This is a genomic window from Wolbachia endosymbiont (group B) of Eupithecia inturbata, assembly GCF_964030915.1.
Lineage (GTDB): Bacteria > Pseudomonadota > Alphaproteobacteria > Rickettsiales > Anaplasmataceae > Wolbachia.
Genome location: NZ_OZ034987.1, coordinates 1,435,820 through 1,452,852, shown reverse-complemented (window position 1 = coordinate 1,452,852; position 17,033 = coordinate 1,435,820). Strand labels below are relative to the sequence as shown.

11 protein-coding genes and 5 pseudogenes are annotated in these 17,033 nt (G+C 33.4%); 14 read left to right on the top strand and 2 right to left on the bottom strand.

Annotation, left to right across the window (positions count from 1 at the left end):
• The first annotated feature begins 3 nt into the window (after positions 1–3).
• From ACQH21_RS07045 to ACQH21_RS07035, 3 genes and pseudogenes are all read left to right on the top strand, one after another.
• On the top strand, positions 4–753 hold the full coding sequence (locus tag ACQH21_RS07045; RefSeq protein ID WP_425384139.1) for an NTP transferase domain-containing protein: 750 nt from the start codon (positions 4–6) through the stop codon (positions 751–753).
• Positions 754–878: 125 nt separating this feature from the next.
• Positions 879–1,832 (top strand): NAD-dependent epimerase/dehydratase family protein, encoded by a 954-nt coding sequence (locus ACQH21_RS07040; protein ID WP_425384138.1) that lies wholly within the window; start codon positions 879–881, stop codon positions 1,830–1,832.
• Positions 1,789–3,281 (top strand): annotated as a pseudogene (locus ACQH21_RS07035) (glycosyltransferase); the annotation flags it as partial. The gene ACQH21_RS07040 and the pseudogene ACQH21_RS07035, both read left to right, overlap by 44 nt.
• Before the next feature lie 15 nt (positions 3,282–3,296).
• Here ACQH21_RS07035 and ACQH21_RS07030 read toward each other — a convergent pair.
• Positions 3,297–4,169, bottom strand: coding sequence for an IS982 family transposase (locus ACQH21_RS07030; RefSeq protein ID WP_425383942.1), 873 nt, complete (start codon positions 4,167–4,169; stop codon positions 3,297–3,299).
• 87 nt (positions 4,170–4,256) lie between these two features.
• Between ACQH21_RS07030 and ACQH21_RS07025 the strand changes: the two are divergent.
• From ACQH21_RS07025 to ACQH21_RS07015, 3 genes and pseudogenes are all read left to right on the top strand, one after another.
• Positions 4,257–5,096, top strand: a pseudogene (locus ACQH21_RS07025) (radical SAM/SPASM domain-containing protein); the annotation flags it as partial.
• Positions 5,057–6,733, top strand: a complete 1,677-nt coding sequence (locus tag ACQH21_RS07020) for a WG repeat-containing protein (RefSeq protein WP_425384137.1) — start codon at positions 5,057–5,059, stop codon at positions 6,731–6,733. The pseudogene ACQH21_RS07025 and the gene ACQH21_RS07020, both read left to right, overlap by 40 nt.
• 4 nt (positions 6,734–6,737) lie before the next feature.
• Positions 6,738–7,658, top strand: a complete 921-nt coding sequence (locus ACQH21_RS07015) for a phytanoyl-CoA dioxygenase family protein (protein WP_425384136.1) — start codon at positions 6,738–6,740, stop codon at positions 7,656–7,658.
• On the opposite strand, the gene ACQH21_RS07010 is transcribed toward ACQH21_RS07015, so the two are convergent.
• Positions 7,584–9,038 carry an IS4 family transposase gene (locus ACQH21_RS07010; RefSeq protein ID WP_425384012.1) on the bottom strand — a complete coding sequence of 485 codons (1,455 nt, stop codon included), beginning with the start codon at positions 9,036–9,038 and terminating at the stop codon, positions 7,584–7,586. The genes ACQH21_RS07015 and ACQH21_RS07010 overlap by 75 nt on opposite strands.
• A gap of 65 nt (positions 9,039–9,103) precedes the next feature.
• Here ACQH21_RS07010 and ACQH21_RS07005 point away from each other — a divergent pair, with 65 nt between their 5' ends.
• From ACQH21_RS07005 to ACQH21_RS06970, 8 genes and pseudogenes are all read left to right on the top strand, one after another.
• Complete coding sequence (locus tag ACQH21_RS07005) at positions 9,104–9,268, top strand: hypothetical protein (RefSeq protein ID WP_425384135.1); 165 nt, start codon at positions 9,104–9,106, stop codon at positions 9,266–9,268.
• Positions 9,269–9,462: 194 nt separating this feature from the next.
• A complete protein-coding gene (locus tag ACQH21_RS07000; protein WP_425383942.1) occupies positions 9,463–10,335 on the top strand; it encodes an IS982 family transposase in 873 nt (290 codons plus the stop codon).
• Positions 10,328–12,022 carry an ABC transporter ATP-binding protein gene (locus ACQH21_RS06995; protein ID WP_425384134.1) on the top strand — a complete coding sequence of 565 codons (1,695 nt, stop codon included), beginning with the start codon at positions 10,328–10,330 and terminating at the stop codon, positions 12,020–12,022. The genes ACQH21_RS07000 and ACQH21_RS06995 overlap by 8 nt, the downstream gene beginning before the upstream one ends.
• A gap of 1 nt (position 12,023) precedes the next feature.
• Positions 12,024–12,128, top strand: a pseudogene (locus ACQH21_RS06990) (threonine aldolase family protein); the annotation flags it as partial.
• Between the two features lie 75 nt (positions 12,129–12,203).
• Positions 12,204–13,357: pseudogene (locus ACQH21_RS06985) on the top strand (IS3 family transposase).
• A gap of 44 nt (positions 13,358–13,401) precedes the next feature.
• A pseudogene (locus tag ACQH21_RS06980) lies at positions 13,402–13,782 on the top strand (hypothetical protein); the annotation flags it as partial.
• A gap of 179 nt (positions 13,783–13,961) precedes the next feature.
• Entirely contained in the window at positions 13,962–15,005 is a 1,044-nt protein-coding gene (locus tag ACQH21_RS06975) for an AAA family ATPase (RefSeq protein ID WP_425384133.1), read from the top strand.
• A 15-nt stretch (positions 15,006–15,020) separates the two neighbouring features.
• Positions 15,021–17,027, top strand: coding sequence for an AAA family ATPase (locus ACQH21_RS06970; RefSeq protein WP_425384132.1), 2,007 nt, complete (start codon positions 15,021–15,023; stop codon positions 17,025–17,027).
• Positions 17,028–17,033 lie beyond the last annotated feature (6 nt).

Genomic DNA, 17,033 nt, shown 5'->3' with positions numbered 1-17,033 from the left:
TGTATGAGTAAAATTTTGATAATATTAGCAGCAGGAAAGAGCAGTAGAATGAATTCTGAATATTCAAAAGCGTTGCACCAAGTGGGAAATCTTACTCTTTTAGAACATATAATTTCTAATGCAAAATCGCTGAGTCTAAAAAGCTTATCAATTGTTGTTAACAACTCCCTTCTAAAAGATTTAGAAAACTTTGATACTCTAAAAAGTATAATCGATCAATACAATATAAAACTAATAATTCAAGAAGATATTACAGGCACTGGCACTGCAGTTAAAATTGCTCTAGAAAATCTGGAGGAGTTATCTGATCAAGACATAGTTTTAATACAGTACGGAGACACTCCTTTTATATCTAGCGATACAGTTATGAAAATGACTGATTGTTTAAAGTATAATAATTTAGTTCTTCTTGGATTCAATAGTCAAGATGAACAATATGGAAGATTAGTAATTGATAATTATGGAAATGTTCAAAAAATCCTAAAAAATGGAGATAAAATGCTTCTTGCAAACTCTGGAATAATGGCTTTATATGCTAAAGATCTCTTTACCTTAGTAAAAGAAATAAAATTTAATAATTCGACCAATGAATATTGTCTTAATGATATAGTGCCCATTGCAGCAACCAATAACTTGAGTGTAGGTTATGTAGTTTCTGATGAAAGAGAAGCAATGGGAGTAAATAATAAAGAGGATTTGATTAAAGCCGAACACTATTTTCAAAAAAAAAGGCAGCCAACTTTTCTTTCATAACTACATTTTTTTATTCATTAATTTAAGTTGACATTTGTTTTATACTGGTTTTATAATACCTTTTAATTCTTACTTGTAAGATAATTGGTACGACAAATTTTCCTAGTTGTAGTGAGAGGGTATACATGGGGATATTAATAACAGGTGCTGCAGGTTTGATAGGGTCGACCTTGGTGAAAAAGTTAGAAAACCAAGGCCATGAAGTAATAAGCTGCGATATTAGGTTTCGCGATAATCCACTCAGTTTTTTTTTAGAAGATGTAGTACCACTACTTGCTAAGTGTACAGGAATTATTCATCTGGCTGCAATTTCTCGAGTTATACATGGTGAACTTTATCCTCAACTGTGTCAAAAAATTAATGTTGATGGTACAATGCAGTTTTTAGGGTTATGTAATTCACTTCCAAATAAACCGTGGTTTATATATGCAAGTAGTAGGGAAGTCTATGGAGAGCAGAAGGAACTGCCGGTTACAGAATCTGCTAGTATCAATCCAATAAATAATTATGCCAAAGGTAAAGCATTTATTGAGAAGCAAATAACAAGTTTAAAAGATTTTAATGTAGCAATATTACGCTTTTCAAATGTATACGGTGGTTTACTAGATCATAACAGTAGAGTAATTCCTGCACTCTGTATTAATGCATTAAGAGGTGATCCAATTAAAATAGAAGGTAAAGAATGTGTTTTTGATTTTACCTACTTGGATGATGTTATAGAGGGTATATGCTTAACTGTTAAATATTTACAAAGTGAAAAATCTTCTCTTCCTGCTATTCATCTTACTACTAATAGCCCATGTACTTTAGAAAACTTAGCAAAAACAATATTAAAAGTCACAAAAAGTGATTCTAGAATTGATTTTTATCCTCCAAGAAATTTTGATGTAACTAAGTTCCATGGTGATTTTACTAGAGCTAAAGAGCTACTTGGTTGGTCTCCAAAGCATTCATTAGAAGTAGGATTAAGCAATTTTATAAAAAGTCTACAAAACAATACACAAGAATATCCTAACAATATAGATATGGTAATATATGAAAATATTAAAAGTTATTCATGGTTACCCTCCTTATTATAGTGCTGGTTCAGAGGTTTATAGCCAAACTCTTGCTCATGAACTAGCAAATAACAATGAGGTACAAGTATTTACTAGGTATGAAAATAGCTTTTTACCTGATTTTTATTACACTACAGTACTAGATCGTAGTGATTCACGAATCTTACTGCATTTAATTAATATACCCATAACTAAATATCGTTACAAATTTATTAATGAAGAAGTAGATATAAAATTTAAAAGAGTAATAGATAACTTTCAGCCAGATCTTATACATTTTGGTCATCTTAATCATCTATCAATTACTTTACCAGAAATTGCTTTTAAAGAAAATATACCTACAATTTTTACGCTACATGACTTTTGGTTAATGTGTCCAAGAGGAAGGTTTATTCAACGCAATTCTGAAGATTTATTACGGCTTTGTGATGGACAAAAGGATCAAAAATGTGCAACCCAATGTTACAAGGGATATTTTACAGGAGATGAAGAATTCCTGAATTTAGACCTAAATTATTGGGAACAATGGGTTGCAACTAGAATGAAGTACACAAGGAAAATAATAGACTATATAGATTACTTTATTTCCCCATCGAAATTCTTGATGGATAAATTTACTCAGGATTTTAATGTTCCGATAAACAAAATTTCTTATCTTGATTATGGTTTTGATCTCAATCGTCTTAAGAATAGAAATAGAGTACAAGAAAAAGAGTTTATTTTCGGTTATATTGGTACTCATACTCCCGAAAAAGGTGTTGACCTATTACTAAAGGCTTTTTCTCACTTACCATCTAAAGCAAAACTTAGAATTTGGGGAGCAGCAAGAGAAGAAACTAAAGCTTTAAAAGCAATTGCCGATCAGTTTTCACCTGTTGTTAAAGAAAGAATAGAGTGGATGGGAAGTTATGATAATAAGAATATAGTTACTGACGTATTTAATAAAGTTGATGCAATAGTCGTTCCTTCAATTTGGGGTGAAAATTCACCGTTAGTAATACATGAAGCACAGCAACTTAGAGAATACCAGTTATAACAGCCGATTATGGTGGTATGGCAGAATATGTAAGAGATGGACTATTATTTAAGCACAGAGATGCAAGTAGTTTGTCAGAAAAAATGCAAGTCCTATCTACAAATCAGGAGTTATACAATAAACTTACCCAAAAAGGCTATCCTTATACTGAAAATGGAAATATACCTTCTATAAGTGAGCATACTGAAAAACTTAACAAGATTTACCGTAATGCTATTGAAAAGAAAGGCAAATCAGTAGCTGTTAAACCCGGTCCTTGGAGAATTACTTTTGATACTAATCCAGATTACTGTAATTTTGCTTGTATAATGTGCGAATGTTTTTCACCATACAGCAAAGTTAAAGAAGAAAAGAAAGCTAAAGGAATAAAACCTAAGATACTGTCGATAGAAACTATCAGAAAAGTAATTAAGGAAGCAGCTGGCACACCTTTAAACCTCAGTTGCGGATTAGCCAACGAAGTAAAGCTTAGAAATGCAGGGCTTTTTCGGCTGCATGGAATATGAAACAAGCGTAGAAAAAATGTGTACCAAAAAATTTATCGGTGATCTATGTCTTGTATGCTCAATCTCAAAGTTGTTTTTCAGAGAGCCAAAAACTGTCTCAATAATCGATCTTTTTCTTAACAAAATCTTCTCATTTAGCGCCATTAATGAGTTTTTCATACCCTTTTTTATACTGGTTACAAGCTTTAACCCTCTATCGAATAATTCGTGAAAAAGATCTTTTTTGATATATCCTTTATCTCCAAACAATAATCCAGTCAATTTCTGAGTTAAATTTGGCACAGGTTTTCTATCATCAATGTTGCCTTTTGTCACCGTAACCCCTTGAATTTCGCCAGCTTCGTTGATTACTAGATGTAGTTTAAAACCGAAAAACCACCCATAGGTAGTCTTTCCAATCTTTGCCAACCCTTTGAAAACTTTATTTCTCGAGGTCCTTTTTGGATGGCAAACAGCGATAGATGTTGCATCTATGTACGAAATCCCTGTCACTTTTGACTGTTCGCAAAACCATTGCATTAAGAGCACTAAATACCATAAAACCCTAGATTTTAGCCTAATAAACCTACTATAGGATGGCAATTTTGGAAACGCTGATTCGTATAATAATTTCAAATAATGCACATAGAAAATTTTAAAATTGTCGCACTTGGATTGGTGATATAGCAATATTATGGTAAGAATCTCTGAATGCGTAATCTCTGGCGTCCTGGTTGGTTTTTTGCTACTTGGTAGAAGTTTTTCTGCAAAATTCTTGTCAACTGAATTGCAAAAATCGTCGATCAGGCAAAATAATTCTGTTATATTTTCATTCATTGGTAACCTCTCTATTTTGTAAATAATTTTCCGAGGTTACCCTATTTTCCTGGCTTTTTCACTGATTTCTAATCCGCAACTGGGGTTTTAAGGGAAATCATTCCTTCTACTATGGGTGAGCCTTTAATGTATAAAAGCTTTGATGAAATAATCAATTTGTGCCATGAGTTCAGCCTTAAGCTTAACCTCACAACCAATGGTTCTTTTCCTATTAAAGGAGCTAGAAAATGGGCTGAACTATTGGTACCAATTTTATCTGATGTTAAGATTTCCTGGAATGGGGCAACTAAAGAAACTCATGAAAGAATCATGAAAGGTTCAAAATGGGAAGTAGTGACAGAAAATTTAAAAACTTTCCTTGAAGTTAGAGATAAATACTTTAGCGATACAGGTGAAAGGTGTACCGTTACTTTACAATTAACATTTTTGGAAAGTAATTTACATGAACTCTATGACATAGTTAAGATGGCCATAAAAAATGGCATAGATAGAGTTAAAGGACATCATCTTTGGGCACATTTTGAGGAAATTAAGGATCTATCTATGAGAAGAGATGAATTAGCAATTAGTAGATGGAACACGGAGGTGAGAAGGTTATACGAACTTAGAGATAATATTCTATTGCCAAATGGTAAAAAGATAAAATTAGAAAATTTCACAATCCTTTCTCAAGAAGGTATTAAGGATTTGGCTCCAGGTGGTCAATGCCCATTTTTAGGTAAAGAAGCATGGATAAACAATGAAGGAAAGTTTAGTCCTTGCTGTGCTCCAGATGAACTCCGTAAGACATTAGGAAATTTTGGTAATGTTAATGAGGTTAAACTCGAGGAAATATGGCAGAGTAGTGAGTACCTAAGCTTACAAAAGAATTATTTAAATTACAAATTATGCAAAACATGCAACATGAGAAAACCTTTGATCAATTAATCAAAGATAATCTTAGATCTATTAAAATTTCACCGTGTGAGAGGTTTCACGAGTTGCTAGGAAATCCTTTGTATGAAAATAGGTTTATAAAGGTTGGTAAATTTCATGAGCCCGGTCTTGCACCGGTTTATGATCAGATAGGCGCTTATCATATCAATGTGAGAGGAGAAGCAGTTTATCATCATAGATTTCTAAAAACTTTTGGATTCTACTTTAATAGAGCGGCCGTAGAAGATGATACAGGGTGTTACCATATTGATTCATCTGGATGTAGAGTATACAAACAGTCGTATCAATGGATTGGAAATTATCAGGAAGATGCTTGTGTAGTTAGAAGACATGATAAATGTTTTCATATTAATTTAAATGGCAACAGGATTTATCAGGAGGAATATGATTATGTTGGAGATTTTAAGGATGGTATCGCTGTAGTCTATAAGGATGGTAAAGCTACACATATTAATCATCATGGAAAGTTAGTACATAATAAATGGTATAAAAAACTTAATGTTTTTCATAAAGGGTATTCTATTGCAGAAGATCAACATGGTTGGTTTCATATAGATATTAATGGTGATCCTGTTTACCAGCAGAGATTTAAAATGGTAGAAGCATTTTATAATGGGATGGCAAAAGTTGAAACTTTTGAAGGTGTGTTAGGACAAATCGATATTACCGGAAATGTAAAGTTTAGTATTTTTGATTTAGGTAAAGAATCTCAAGTGCATAGGATTTCTGCAGAACTTTCAGCCTTTTGGAAAACTTACCTAACAAGCGTTGCTATTGAACTTGATTTGTTAAATATTTTACCTGCAACTACGCCAGTTTTATCTAAAAAGTTAAACATTATCGTACCAAATCTAGAAAGGCTGTTAAGGGCGTTGTGGGAAATAGGGTTTATTGATTACGATAAGGACAAGGACTTATGGCAACTATCATCAAAAGGTAAGTGTTTTAAGGGAATACCATTTTTGCCAAAAGCAGCAACGATGTGGGCAAGAGTTGCCGCTGAAAAGAATTGGTTAAATATTGCCGATATACTAAAACAGAAGTCAATCTCTTCATTTGAATCTTTTAAGGAAAGAGAAGCATCAGAAAATAAGAAAATAGCGTTTTACCAAGCATTGCTAGGATATTCTAGGTTTGATACTAAAGAGTTTAATTCTAGAATTAATATAGATGATGCTAAGAATATATTGCTATTTGGTGTACACTCTTTATTTCTTGCTTATTCTGATATACACAATAAAGGTTCTATAGGCCTATATAACGAACATAAAGTACCAAGACAGTTAGTAGAAAATTTAAAAGTCAAACTTATAACTCAGGAAGAACTATCAGTTACAAATTATGAATTAGGTGTCTTTTGCCGCTTTCTACAGCACTATGATGATGATAAAGTATTGTCTTATTTAAAATTGGTCAAAGGAATATCTCGTATTTTATTGATAGAAACTATTTTAGATTACCGCTCTCCAACTGGAGGCTCTGTAGATATTAATGTCATGGTTGAAACAGGAGGTAAACTAAGAACATTAAACGATTGGGAAAAAATACTCAAACAAGTAAAAGGATTCAAAATTTTTGCTGTTTTACCTTTAACAGATTACTTATCAGTTATTGATGTCAGATGTTAATCACATGGAAACATTACAAAAAAATGGTTTTTTTATTATCAAAAATCTGGTTCCTTTAAAGCTAATAACTCAGTCTTTAAGTGATATAACAAATAAAATATCAAAGCTATCCCAAGAATTAAGTGTTTCAACTTCTGACTACTTAAACTGTACCGGCAGATGGGGCATGTTATCTCAAGTAACTAGAATTATCTCTCAAGCATTAGATAAAATTATTAAAAATTACCTTGAAAAGTCACTTCAGTGTCAGATACTGCAGAAAAAATCAAATGTTATATGTAAAACTGCTGATTTAATAGATGCAGTTCCCTTCCATCAAGACATCTCCTATAGTTTCGATGATCCTTACCACTTTTCCGTTTGGTTAGCTTTGAATAATGTCAGTGAAACTTCAGGTGCACTACAAATTATAGAAAACAGTCATAAATGGAAAATACAGCCTTTAGTTGATTTTTGGTACCCATATTTTTTTGATCAGTACTCAAATAACCGAGAAAATTACAAAATTAAGTCACTACCTATTTCAGCAGGAGATGCAATAATTTTTGATTCACGGTTATGGCATGGTAGTGATAAGAATACAGATGCTAAAGATAGATTTGCTTATGTAACAAGGTGGATTGTAAAAGATCAAAACCTTCCCTATGTGCCAAAACCTCAGCCTTCAGTTTTTGGTATACTCAATTGTGGTGAGTTAACAGAATCTATACTGAGAGAATGCTTGTCATTATTTGGCTACCAGGAAAGTATAAAAGCAAAAAACATGGAAGAACTTATCAAGAGCTGGTTAGCCTTTATTACAGACACAACTACAAATATTTCTGAGATCGACACTACTAAGGCCTCACTTTTACCCACAACTTTGAGAGGTCATTATGCGAAGCATAACCATGCTTTCCCTGAGGTTTTCATAACCACGCCATAGAGTCATAGTTCCTGGTAAATTATCACTTTTTCTATTCATAAATCCACCTAATTTTCCTAACCAAATAATAGCTTGTTTTATGTTTGGAGGTTCTTCTGGCAATTTGGCTACTTTATGCTCACGTATGTAAAGGGTTTTCCACTCTTCATTACTTAAAACCTTGGTACAAACCTCCATGGGATTCGATAAAGCGACTTTTGTTAAATATAAAATTTTAAATGCAATAATGCTCTTTATAGCGATTAATTTCTCTAATCTTTCTTTTGTAGCTAAACGAGAGCTTTCTACCTTACATCCTGATTTTAAAATCCTAAAATACTCCTCGATTTTCCATCTTAGCTTATACCAATTGATCCTTTCTATAGCATCTAAAGTGCTATTAACTGGTACATTAGTCAGCAAAGTCCAATCAATAGCTTCTACTCTTTCAGGAGGATTTGTTTCTTTGGCACTTACTACATATATAGCGATTTTATCACTTATTTTATGCTCTGTATCTTTCGATCCATAAATGTAAGAAGATCTGATAGGTATATAGCCTTTCATATACCTGACTTCAATGTTAGCTTTTCTTGAGATTTGGTATTTATTTTCAGCAACATTCAAAACAATTTCCCTTTTTACAGGCAGTTGAGTTATACGTGTTTGCAAATCCGTTTTTCCCCCTTCAATACAGATGAATTTCCTATTAGTTCGGTTGCGGATTACATAAAAACTATCCAATGATTCAATAGTCCATAAAAACTTAAAAATATCTGCTTCCCTATCACCAATAGTAACAAGCTGTGCACCTTCTGCGAGGTTATTTAGGGTTTCTTTTAGTGCCGCTATCCATTTATAGCTTTCTTTCTCCTTTATAGCAGTACGGTATTTCCTGTTTGCTTTTTCTTGCGCTGTTTCTTCCCTGATAGAACGTGCCCAACACTGTTGAGAAGATAGCCCTAAAGGTAATCCGTCTTTGTTAACTATTAAGGCACTGTGCAATAACAAACCCTTTTTATGTTTTGTATAGGCTTTAGAAATACTACCTAGACCCTTAGTCTTTATATGAGAGTCAAAATCCAAATAACTTGTATCTTGAACTGAAAATACAATCTCATCTCCTTTTATCCTTTCTATAGTTTCTTTATAATGGGAAGAATAAATTTCCTTAGCTTCAAGCTTTTCATTGCTAAATAATCTGTATGCACCTTTAGCTTCTTTCCATCCTACACAGCTTTGATTAATTGACCCAGACGCCTTATTCTCTATTAAATAGCTTGTTTTAATAAGTCTTTTATTAAGCCTTACATCTCCCAGATTAACATGTCTCAACTCTTTTTCTAGCCATTTATCTCCTAAGCCATCAGCACATTGTACATTTCTATTTACTTCACACATTTTTACCTCATCTTACTCAGTATATTTTTCTCTATCTTACTTGCTTTTTATACTTGTGGGTAAAAGTGAGTACTAAGGCTAAGCGAGATTTATATAAGCTACTTATTCTCAATCAAGCATCAGCACTACATGATGCTGGAGACATCTCAGGAAAAATATACAAAAATTTATGGTTTTCACTACTTGTATTTCTCAATAAAAAAGTCAACGTAGTGGAGCTAGCATTATAAATGAACAGAAGTAGAGTTGATAGCTTCAAATGTGTATTGATGTTCATCCTGAATATAGTATCTAAATTCAAACTTAATGTACTTATAATGTCTTTAGTTGCCCTGGTGACCCCAGTTGCGGATTAGAAATCAGTGAAAAAGCCAGGAAAATAGGGTAACCTCGGAAAATTATTTACAAAATAGAGAGGTTACCAATGAATGAAAATATAACAGAATTATTTTGCCTGATCGACGATTTTTGCAATTCAGTTGACAAGAATTTTGCAGAAAAACTTCTACCAAGTAGCAAAAAACCAACCAGGACGCCAGAGATTACGCATTCAGAGATTCTTACCATAATATTGCTATATCACCAATCCAAGTGCGACAATTTTAAAATTTTCTATGTGCATTATTTGAAATTATTATACGAATCAGCGTTTCCAAAATTGCCATCCTATAGTAGGTTTATTAGGCTAAAATCTAGGGTTTTATGGTATTTAGTGCTCTTAATGCAATGGTTTTGCGAACAGTCAAAAGTGACAGGGATTTCGTACATAGATGCAACATCTATCGCTGTTTGCCATCCAAAAAGGACCTCGAGAAATAAAGTTTTCAAAGGGTTGGCAAAGATTGGAAAGACTACCTATGGGTGGTTTTTCGGTTTTAAACTACATCTAGTAATCAACGAAGCTGGCGAAATTCAAGGGGTTACGGTGACAAAAGGCAACATTGATGATAGAAAACCTGTGCCAAATTTAACTCAGAAATTGACTGGATTATTGTTTGGAGATAAAGGATATATCAAAAAAGATCTTTTTCACGAATTATTCGATAGAGGGTTAAAGCTTGTAACCAGTATAAAAAAGGGTATGAAAAACTCATTAATGGCGCTAAATGAGAAGATTTTGTTAAGAAAAAGATCGATTATTGAGACAGTTTTTGGCTCTCTGAAAAACAACTTTGAGATTGAGCATACAAGACATAGATCACCGATAAATTTTTTGGTACACATTTTTTCTACGCTTGTTTCATATTCCATGCAGCCGAAAAAGCCCTGCATTTCTAAGCTTTACTTCGTTGGCTAATCCGCAACTGAGGTTGGTGGTAGCTGTTGATTTGTCTTTTAGAAAGTATTTAGTAAAAAATATTCTAGATACAGCTGTAAAATATCAGGAAGGTAATGTAATTGAAAATCTTTTATTACCTGTAAGCGCTTATCTTGGTATGGCATTACTTATCACTACTGCTTTTAGATTCTATGGCTATTTTGTTGACATTCGAATGTTTACCTTAATGCGTCAAAAGATAGCTGATATGTCTTTTTGTAGGCTACTCCAACACGACCATTCCTATTATCAGAACAATTTATCTGGAAGCTTAGTACATAAGGTCAGTAACTTAATGGATAGTGTGATAGAGTTAATAAGATTGCTTATAGATTGTTTTTTCGGTTACAGCATAGCATTAGTCTTAGCTATTTATACCTTATCATTAGTAAACATAAAATTTGCAATCGCTACATTCACTTGGGTAAGCATTTTTATTTTAGTATCGATTTTCAGCTTTCGTGTACTTACTGAACTAGCTGATAATTACTCTAAACAAAATTCACAAGTAATAGCTAGTATAGCAGATAGTATTTTAAATGTTATATCAGTAAGGTTATTTTCTCAGCAAGCACATGAGAGACACAAATTTTTTCAAATATGCAAGAAAAGAACTATTGCAGAGAGAAAATTACAATGGGCATACTTTTGTCTTTGGTTTATATATGGCTATTCATTCGATATACTCCAAGCAGTAAACTTGTATTTTTTAATTCATGATTATCAATTGAACAAAATCGCAATAGGAGATATTGTTCTTGTACTTGGAATTAATATATCGATTATAGAGTTTCTTAACCATCTAACTAGGAATCTTACCCAATTTTCTACTCATTTCGGCAAAGTTTCAGATGCATTGCCAATCTTGACTACCGTACCAGAAATTCAAGATAAGGAAAATGCTAAAGAATTAAATTTATTAAGTGGAAGAATAACGTTTAACAATGTTTCTTTTTCTTATGAAGGTCAGGAGCCATTATTTCAAGATTTCTCAGTTACCATTAATCCTTGCGAAAAGGTAGGTCTAGTTGGTTATTCTGGAGGTGGTAAATCTACTTTTATAAACTTAATTCTAAGGCTATTTGATGTTAAAAAAGGTAATATACAGATTGATAATCAAATAGTATCAGAAGTTACACAGAGTTCTTTGAGGCAACAAATATCTGTAATACCTCAAGACCCATTGTTATTTCATGATACTATTTTAGCAAACATCATATATGGTAAACTTCAATCTACTATAGAAGAAATAATGAGAGCTGCAAAGCTGGCTGGTATTCACGATTTCATTATGACTCTACCAGATCAATATGGAACTACAGTTGGAGAAAAAGGCATCAAGCTATCTGGAGGAGAAAGACAAAGAATAATAATAGCCAGGGCATTTTTAAAAAACGCTCCAATATTATTTCTCGATGAACCAACTAGTCAGTTAGATTCTATAACAGAAAAAACAATTCAAATGAGTTTATTTAAACTGATGAAAAATAAAACTACGATTACTATAGCACACCGTATTTCTACACTTTTACACATGGACCGAATTCTAGTATTTAACAAAGGAAAAATTGTCCAAGATGGTAAACACGCTGAACTAGTTTCTAAGCACGGTCTTTATAAAGAACTTTGGAATGCTCAAATTGGTTGTTTGAATGGCAAAAAATAAGATGGAAAAAATTATTGATCTGAGAAGTGACACTACAACTCTGCAGAGCTCCAACGTTATACATGCAATAAGTAATGCAACTGTTGGAGATTTTGCTTATGGTGACCTTACCCAGAAAAAGTAGACAGAAAGTTAAGACGTTTTTGAAGTAAAATAAAACGTTTTTTCAAAGAGGTGTGGTATGACAAAAAGAAAAGAATATACAGCAGAATTCAAAATTGAAGCTATAAGACTAGTAAAAGAAACAGGTCAATCATCAGCAAAAATAGCAAGAGATTTGGGTATTAGCGGTGATTCATTAAGCAGATGGGTAAAAACATACAATGATAGAATGTCTGGAGTAGATGCGTTTCCAGGAAAAGGGAAAGTAGCTCATTGTGACAAAGAAAAGTTTGATTTAAAGAAAGAGCTGGCAAGAGTAACGAGGGAAAGAGACATTTTAAAAAAAGCCCTGGGATATTTTGCAAACCAAAAAGAGTAAAATATTCTTTTATAAAAGAACATGAAAACTGCTATAAAATACGGGAATTATGCAGATTTTTGAACGTATCTGCTTGTGGTTATTATAAATGGATTACTAAGGAAAAAAACAACAAAAAATCAATAAGAGAAGAGCTCATACAAGATATTCAGAAGGTATATCGAGCATCACAATGCAGATACGGAGCTCCTAAAATTCACGCTGAATTAAAGGCTTTAGGTAAAAATTATAACATCAAAACAGTGCAAAATGTTATGCAGAAAAATGGCATTCAAGCTAAGCTTAGACGAAAGTTTAAAAGTAAAAAACCACAAATAGACAATAGAGTTATAACTCCTAACATATTAAATCAGAATTTCATCGCTGATCAACCTAACAAGATATGGGTAACTGATATTACGTACATAAAAACTAATGAAGGATGGTTATATTTGGCAGCAATAATAGATTTATATTCACGCATGGTGATTGGCTGGTCAATGAGTAATGCAGTAAATAGGCAATTAGTTATAGATGCGTTATTCATGGCTATTGGTAGGCGCAAATCTGCTAAAAATCTACTATTTCATAGCGATCAAGGATCGCAATACACCTCTAAAAATTATCAATTTTTACTAAGTACAAAAAATATTACTTCTAGTATGAGTCACAAAGGTTGTTGTTATGATAATGCTGTTTCAGAGAGCTTTTTTAGTTCACTTAAGAGAGAGTTACTCATTGATACTTCACAACACTCTGCACAACAAGCTAAAACCGCAATATTTGAATATATAGAAATTTTTTATAATAAACAGCGTAGACATTCTACTATTAACTATTGCATTCCTGAGCTTTTTGATTCATCATTCTCATAGCAAAAACGTCTTAACTTTCTGTCTACTTTTTCTGGGTAAGGTCAGAGCATTGGTTTACTAAAAGCCCCACTACCGGTAGCATTTATTTAAATACAGAATTTACCGTTATTGAAGGTCTATATGAAAAGCACAAGATTTACCAAATAATTGGTATTAAAAGTAATAAAGCAGAAGATACTTGGGGAGAAATGGGTCGCTCTATGCTTCGCAGTATCTTGGAATCAGCACGTGACATTCATCCACATGATAACTCAGAAAGTGCAATCCTTGCTCGTAAGCTAAATTCAATTGCAGAATTAAATGGGTTGGAGTTTACAGTAAAGGTAGGTGTTATAACTGATGAATATGGAGAGAAGAACAAAATTGCCTCAGTAGTTACTCCAGAATACCGCAAAAATTATGAAATTGACAGAGTACCATTTTGAAGTACGACGAGGAAAAGCTTTGGTCTGCTGTCGTTACTAGAGGTATTCAGGACGCAGTAGGAAAAAACCCAAAGCTAAGAGAAGAAGCAATTAATTGGCTGAATTCAAAATCTTTTGAAACTGTTTGTGAGCTAGCTAATCTCAACTTTACACGTATGAAAAATATGTATGGGAATTTTATGTCTAAAAAGCAAAAAGAGTTAAAGATGTTATTGATTGATAATATCAAGGAGTGTGTTTCTTACCTACTTCCAAATGGTGAGTTTTACCGAGAAAAAACTTATATTGGAGACTTAAATGGAAATACAATTACAGTTAAAATAGTAGGTAAGGAAGCTGGTGATTGGCGTAATTTTACTGAAGGAACTGGTGGTGATATTATTGATCTTTGGATTTTAATTAAGGGTGATATATATTCTGCTAGAAAGTGGCTCAATAAAAAATCAAAGAGTGGAGAAAAAAAAGGGCGGAAAAGAGAAGAAAAAATATTTTCTGTAAAGCAGTACTTAAGTGATCAATCACCAATACCAGAAGATATAATAGCTCCACGAATTCTCACTCCAGGTGGTCTTTTAGTCATTGGTGGTACGCCAAAGGTTGGCAAAAGTTATTTTCTTCTCTCTTTGCTTGCACATCTTGCAGCAGGAGTGTCGTTTCTTAAGATGAAGTCAGCAAGGCCACTAAAAATAATCTATCTGCAAAATGAGATGGAGTACAATTATATCAGGGAACGCATACAACAAATCATAACTAATCAAAGGCTGCCAAATCTAGCAGAGGAAAACTTGATTGTTACTACAAAGATGAGATTAACTTTAAATGATGAAGGTATAGAGAGAATAAAAGATATAATAGGAGAAAAATTTAAAACGATAGATCTTATCGTTTTGGATTCTCTTGACTATGAAAATATGTTTTCTGGCCTGCAAAGCAGAGTAGAAAAACTACGTTCTGTAATTAATCCTATGGCTGGAATCATTATTACACGTCATACCAGAAAAGTATCCACAGCTACACTCGCAAAAAGTCCTTTTCAAGCTTTAATTGGTGCTAATGCTTTAAGAAGTTTTTATACATCTGGTATGGTAATGTTTCAACCAAATAAACGTGCAAATGTCTTGCAAGTAGTATATGAGCTAAGAAACGGTAAATCAATACCAGCAAAATTCATTAGCAGAGTAAATGGGCGTTGGCAGAACTCTAAAGTTATAGCTACGGCTTAACCTGTCTGCAAAAACGTGAAAACTCAGCTTTTACAAAACATCAGATCTTGTCTTTTTCACCTACTACCAAGAGGAACATTTCGTGGTGATAAGTTTTATGTAGGTGATGTACAGGGTAACAAGGGCAAAAGTACTGTAATAGAATTAACAGGCGAAAGAGCTGGATTATGGAAAGATTTTGCAACAGGAGAAGGCGGTGACATTATTGACCTTTGGGCAACGGTACATGGGAAAAATGCCAAAATAGAATTTCCTGAAGTAATGGCTTCAATAAGTGAATGGCTTGGTCTTAAGAAACAAAACAATATCAGAAATCTAGAACAATATCTGACTTGTAGTTGGAATTACTACGATGAAAATAACCAATTGATTGTAATAGTCTATCGTTATGATCCTCCTTTAGAGAAAAAACAGTTTAAACCATTTGATGTTAAAAAACAAAGATTCAAAGAGCCAGAGATAAGACCTCTCTATAATATTCTAGGTATTTTAAAGTCCGATAAGGTTATTCTGGTTGAAGGAGAAAAATGCGCAGAAGCACTTATAGAGAAAGGAATAACTGCAACAACAGCAATGTTTGGAGCAAATGCTACCCTTGATAAAACAGATTGGACTCCGCTAAAAGGTAAACATATTATCATTTGGCCAGACAATGATGAAGCAGGTAATAAATATGCCAAAAACGCTGAAAAGAAACTTTTAGAACTTGGTGTTGCATCACTTGCTACGCTTAAGATTCCACCGAATAAACCAAAGAGTTGGGATGCTGCTGATTGTGTGTTAGAGGGAATAAATATTGAAGAATTTATCGAAAAAAACTCAAGAAAAATAATTATTAAACCACCACTTGATATTTTTAGCTGGAGCGTAGAGCGTTTTGTAGGCCCAGTACCAAAGCAAAGATTCTTGGTTGAAGGATTATTTCCTTTGGGTGTAACCTCCATTTTGGCTGCAATGGGAGATACAGGCAAAGGTATGCTACTTCTTGACCTAGCCCTCAAGGTTGCAGGTAGCATAGATCAGGTATGCGGATTTGGTCCACTTGTTACTGAACATGGATCTGTGGTGGTATTTTCTGCGGAGGATGATACAAATGAAATACATCGTCGCTTAGAACGACTTGATCCAAAATGCGAGAGATTGAAATATAAAGGTAGGCTATTTATTGTACCATTACCAAACATCGGAGGATCTCTTACCATACTTAAGAACGTTCGCGGTAAAGTTGTAGAAATCTCTCCAGAATTTGAGTCGTTAATGAAGCAGCTGAGCAGGATAAAGGATTTAAAGCTCATTATATTTGATCCCCTTGCTTCTTTCATTCATGCAGATTTAAATGCTGATCCAGCAGTAGGGGATTATCTCATGTGTTTATTATCTGATTTAGCATGTAGCACTGGAGCTTCAATAATTACTGCACATCATATGAGAAAGCTGAAGGGAGAAAAGCCTATATCAACAGTAGAGCAAGCACGAGATGCTATTCGAGGCACTTCTGCTCTCGTAAATGGAGTCAGGTGTTCTTTTGCTTTTTGGCCTGTTGAAGATATAACTAAACCAATGATTTTTAGGTCAATTGGAAAAATCCCAAGACAAAATGCACTATTTTATGGAGCTGTTGTTAAAGCAAATGGCCTAGCTGATCGTACCATACGTACTTACCTAAGAAATGAAGAAACAGGGCTATTGGAAGACATTACTGAACAATTAAAAGCTCAAAATATTAGCGATAAAGATCTTAAAATATATCTTATTGATTCAATTGCGCGAGCTGCTATTTCAGGACATCCATTTACTCATACAGGAAGTGCAGGAATACATAAACAACGACATAGATTGCCTGAAGTTTTTCATAGTATGGGAAGGGATAGACTAGAGCGTATAGTGCAAGAGCTTTTACAAGCAAAGCAAATAGTTAAAGGAATGGCTAATGGTTCAAAAGAAGATAAATGGCTTGATGTAAAAACAGGACCATTTGCACGTGGAGTTGGAAAATTTACTCATGGAGCTGAAAATTTTTAAAATCAG

Coding starts and splice junctions, on each gene's coding strand:
- ACQH21_RS07010 (WP_425384012.1), bottom strand. CDS start 9,038: ATGTGTGAAGTAAATAGAAATGTACAATGTGCTGATGGCTTAGGAGAT.
- ACQH21_RS06975 (WP_425384133.1), top strand. CDS start 13,962: ATGTCTAAAAAGCAAAAAGAGTTAAAGATGTTATTGATTGATAATATC.
- ACQH21_RS07000 (WP_425383942.1), top strand. CDS start 9,463: ATGAATGAAAATATAACAGAATTATTTTGCCTGATCGACGATTTTTGC.
- ACQH21_RS07020 (WP_425384137.1), top strand. CDS start 5,057: ATGCAAAACATGCAACATGAGAAAACCTTTGATCAATTAATCAAAGAT.
- ACQH21_RS07040 (WP_425384138.1), top strand. CDS start 879: ATGGGGATATTAATAACAGGTGCTGCAGGTTTGATAGGGTCGACCTTG.
- ACQH21_RS07015 (WP_425384136.1), top strand. CDS start 6,738: ATGGAAACATTACAAAAAAATGGTTTTTTTATTATCAAAAATCTGGTT.
- ACQH21_RS07045 (WP_425384139.1), top strand. CDS start 4: ATGAGTAAAATTTTGATAATATTAGCAGCAGGAAAGAGCAGTAGAATG.
- ACQH21_RS07030 (WP_425383942.1), bottom strand. CDS start 4,169: ATGAATGAAAATATAACAGAATTATTTTGCCTGATCGACGATTTTTGC.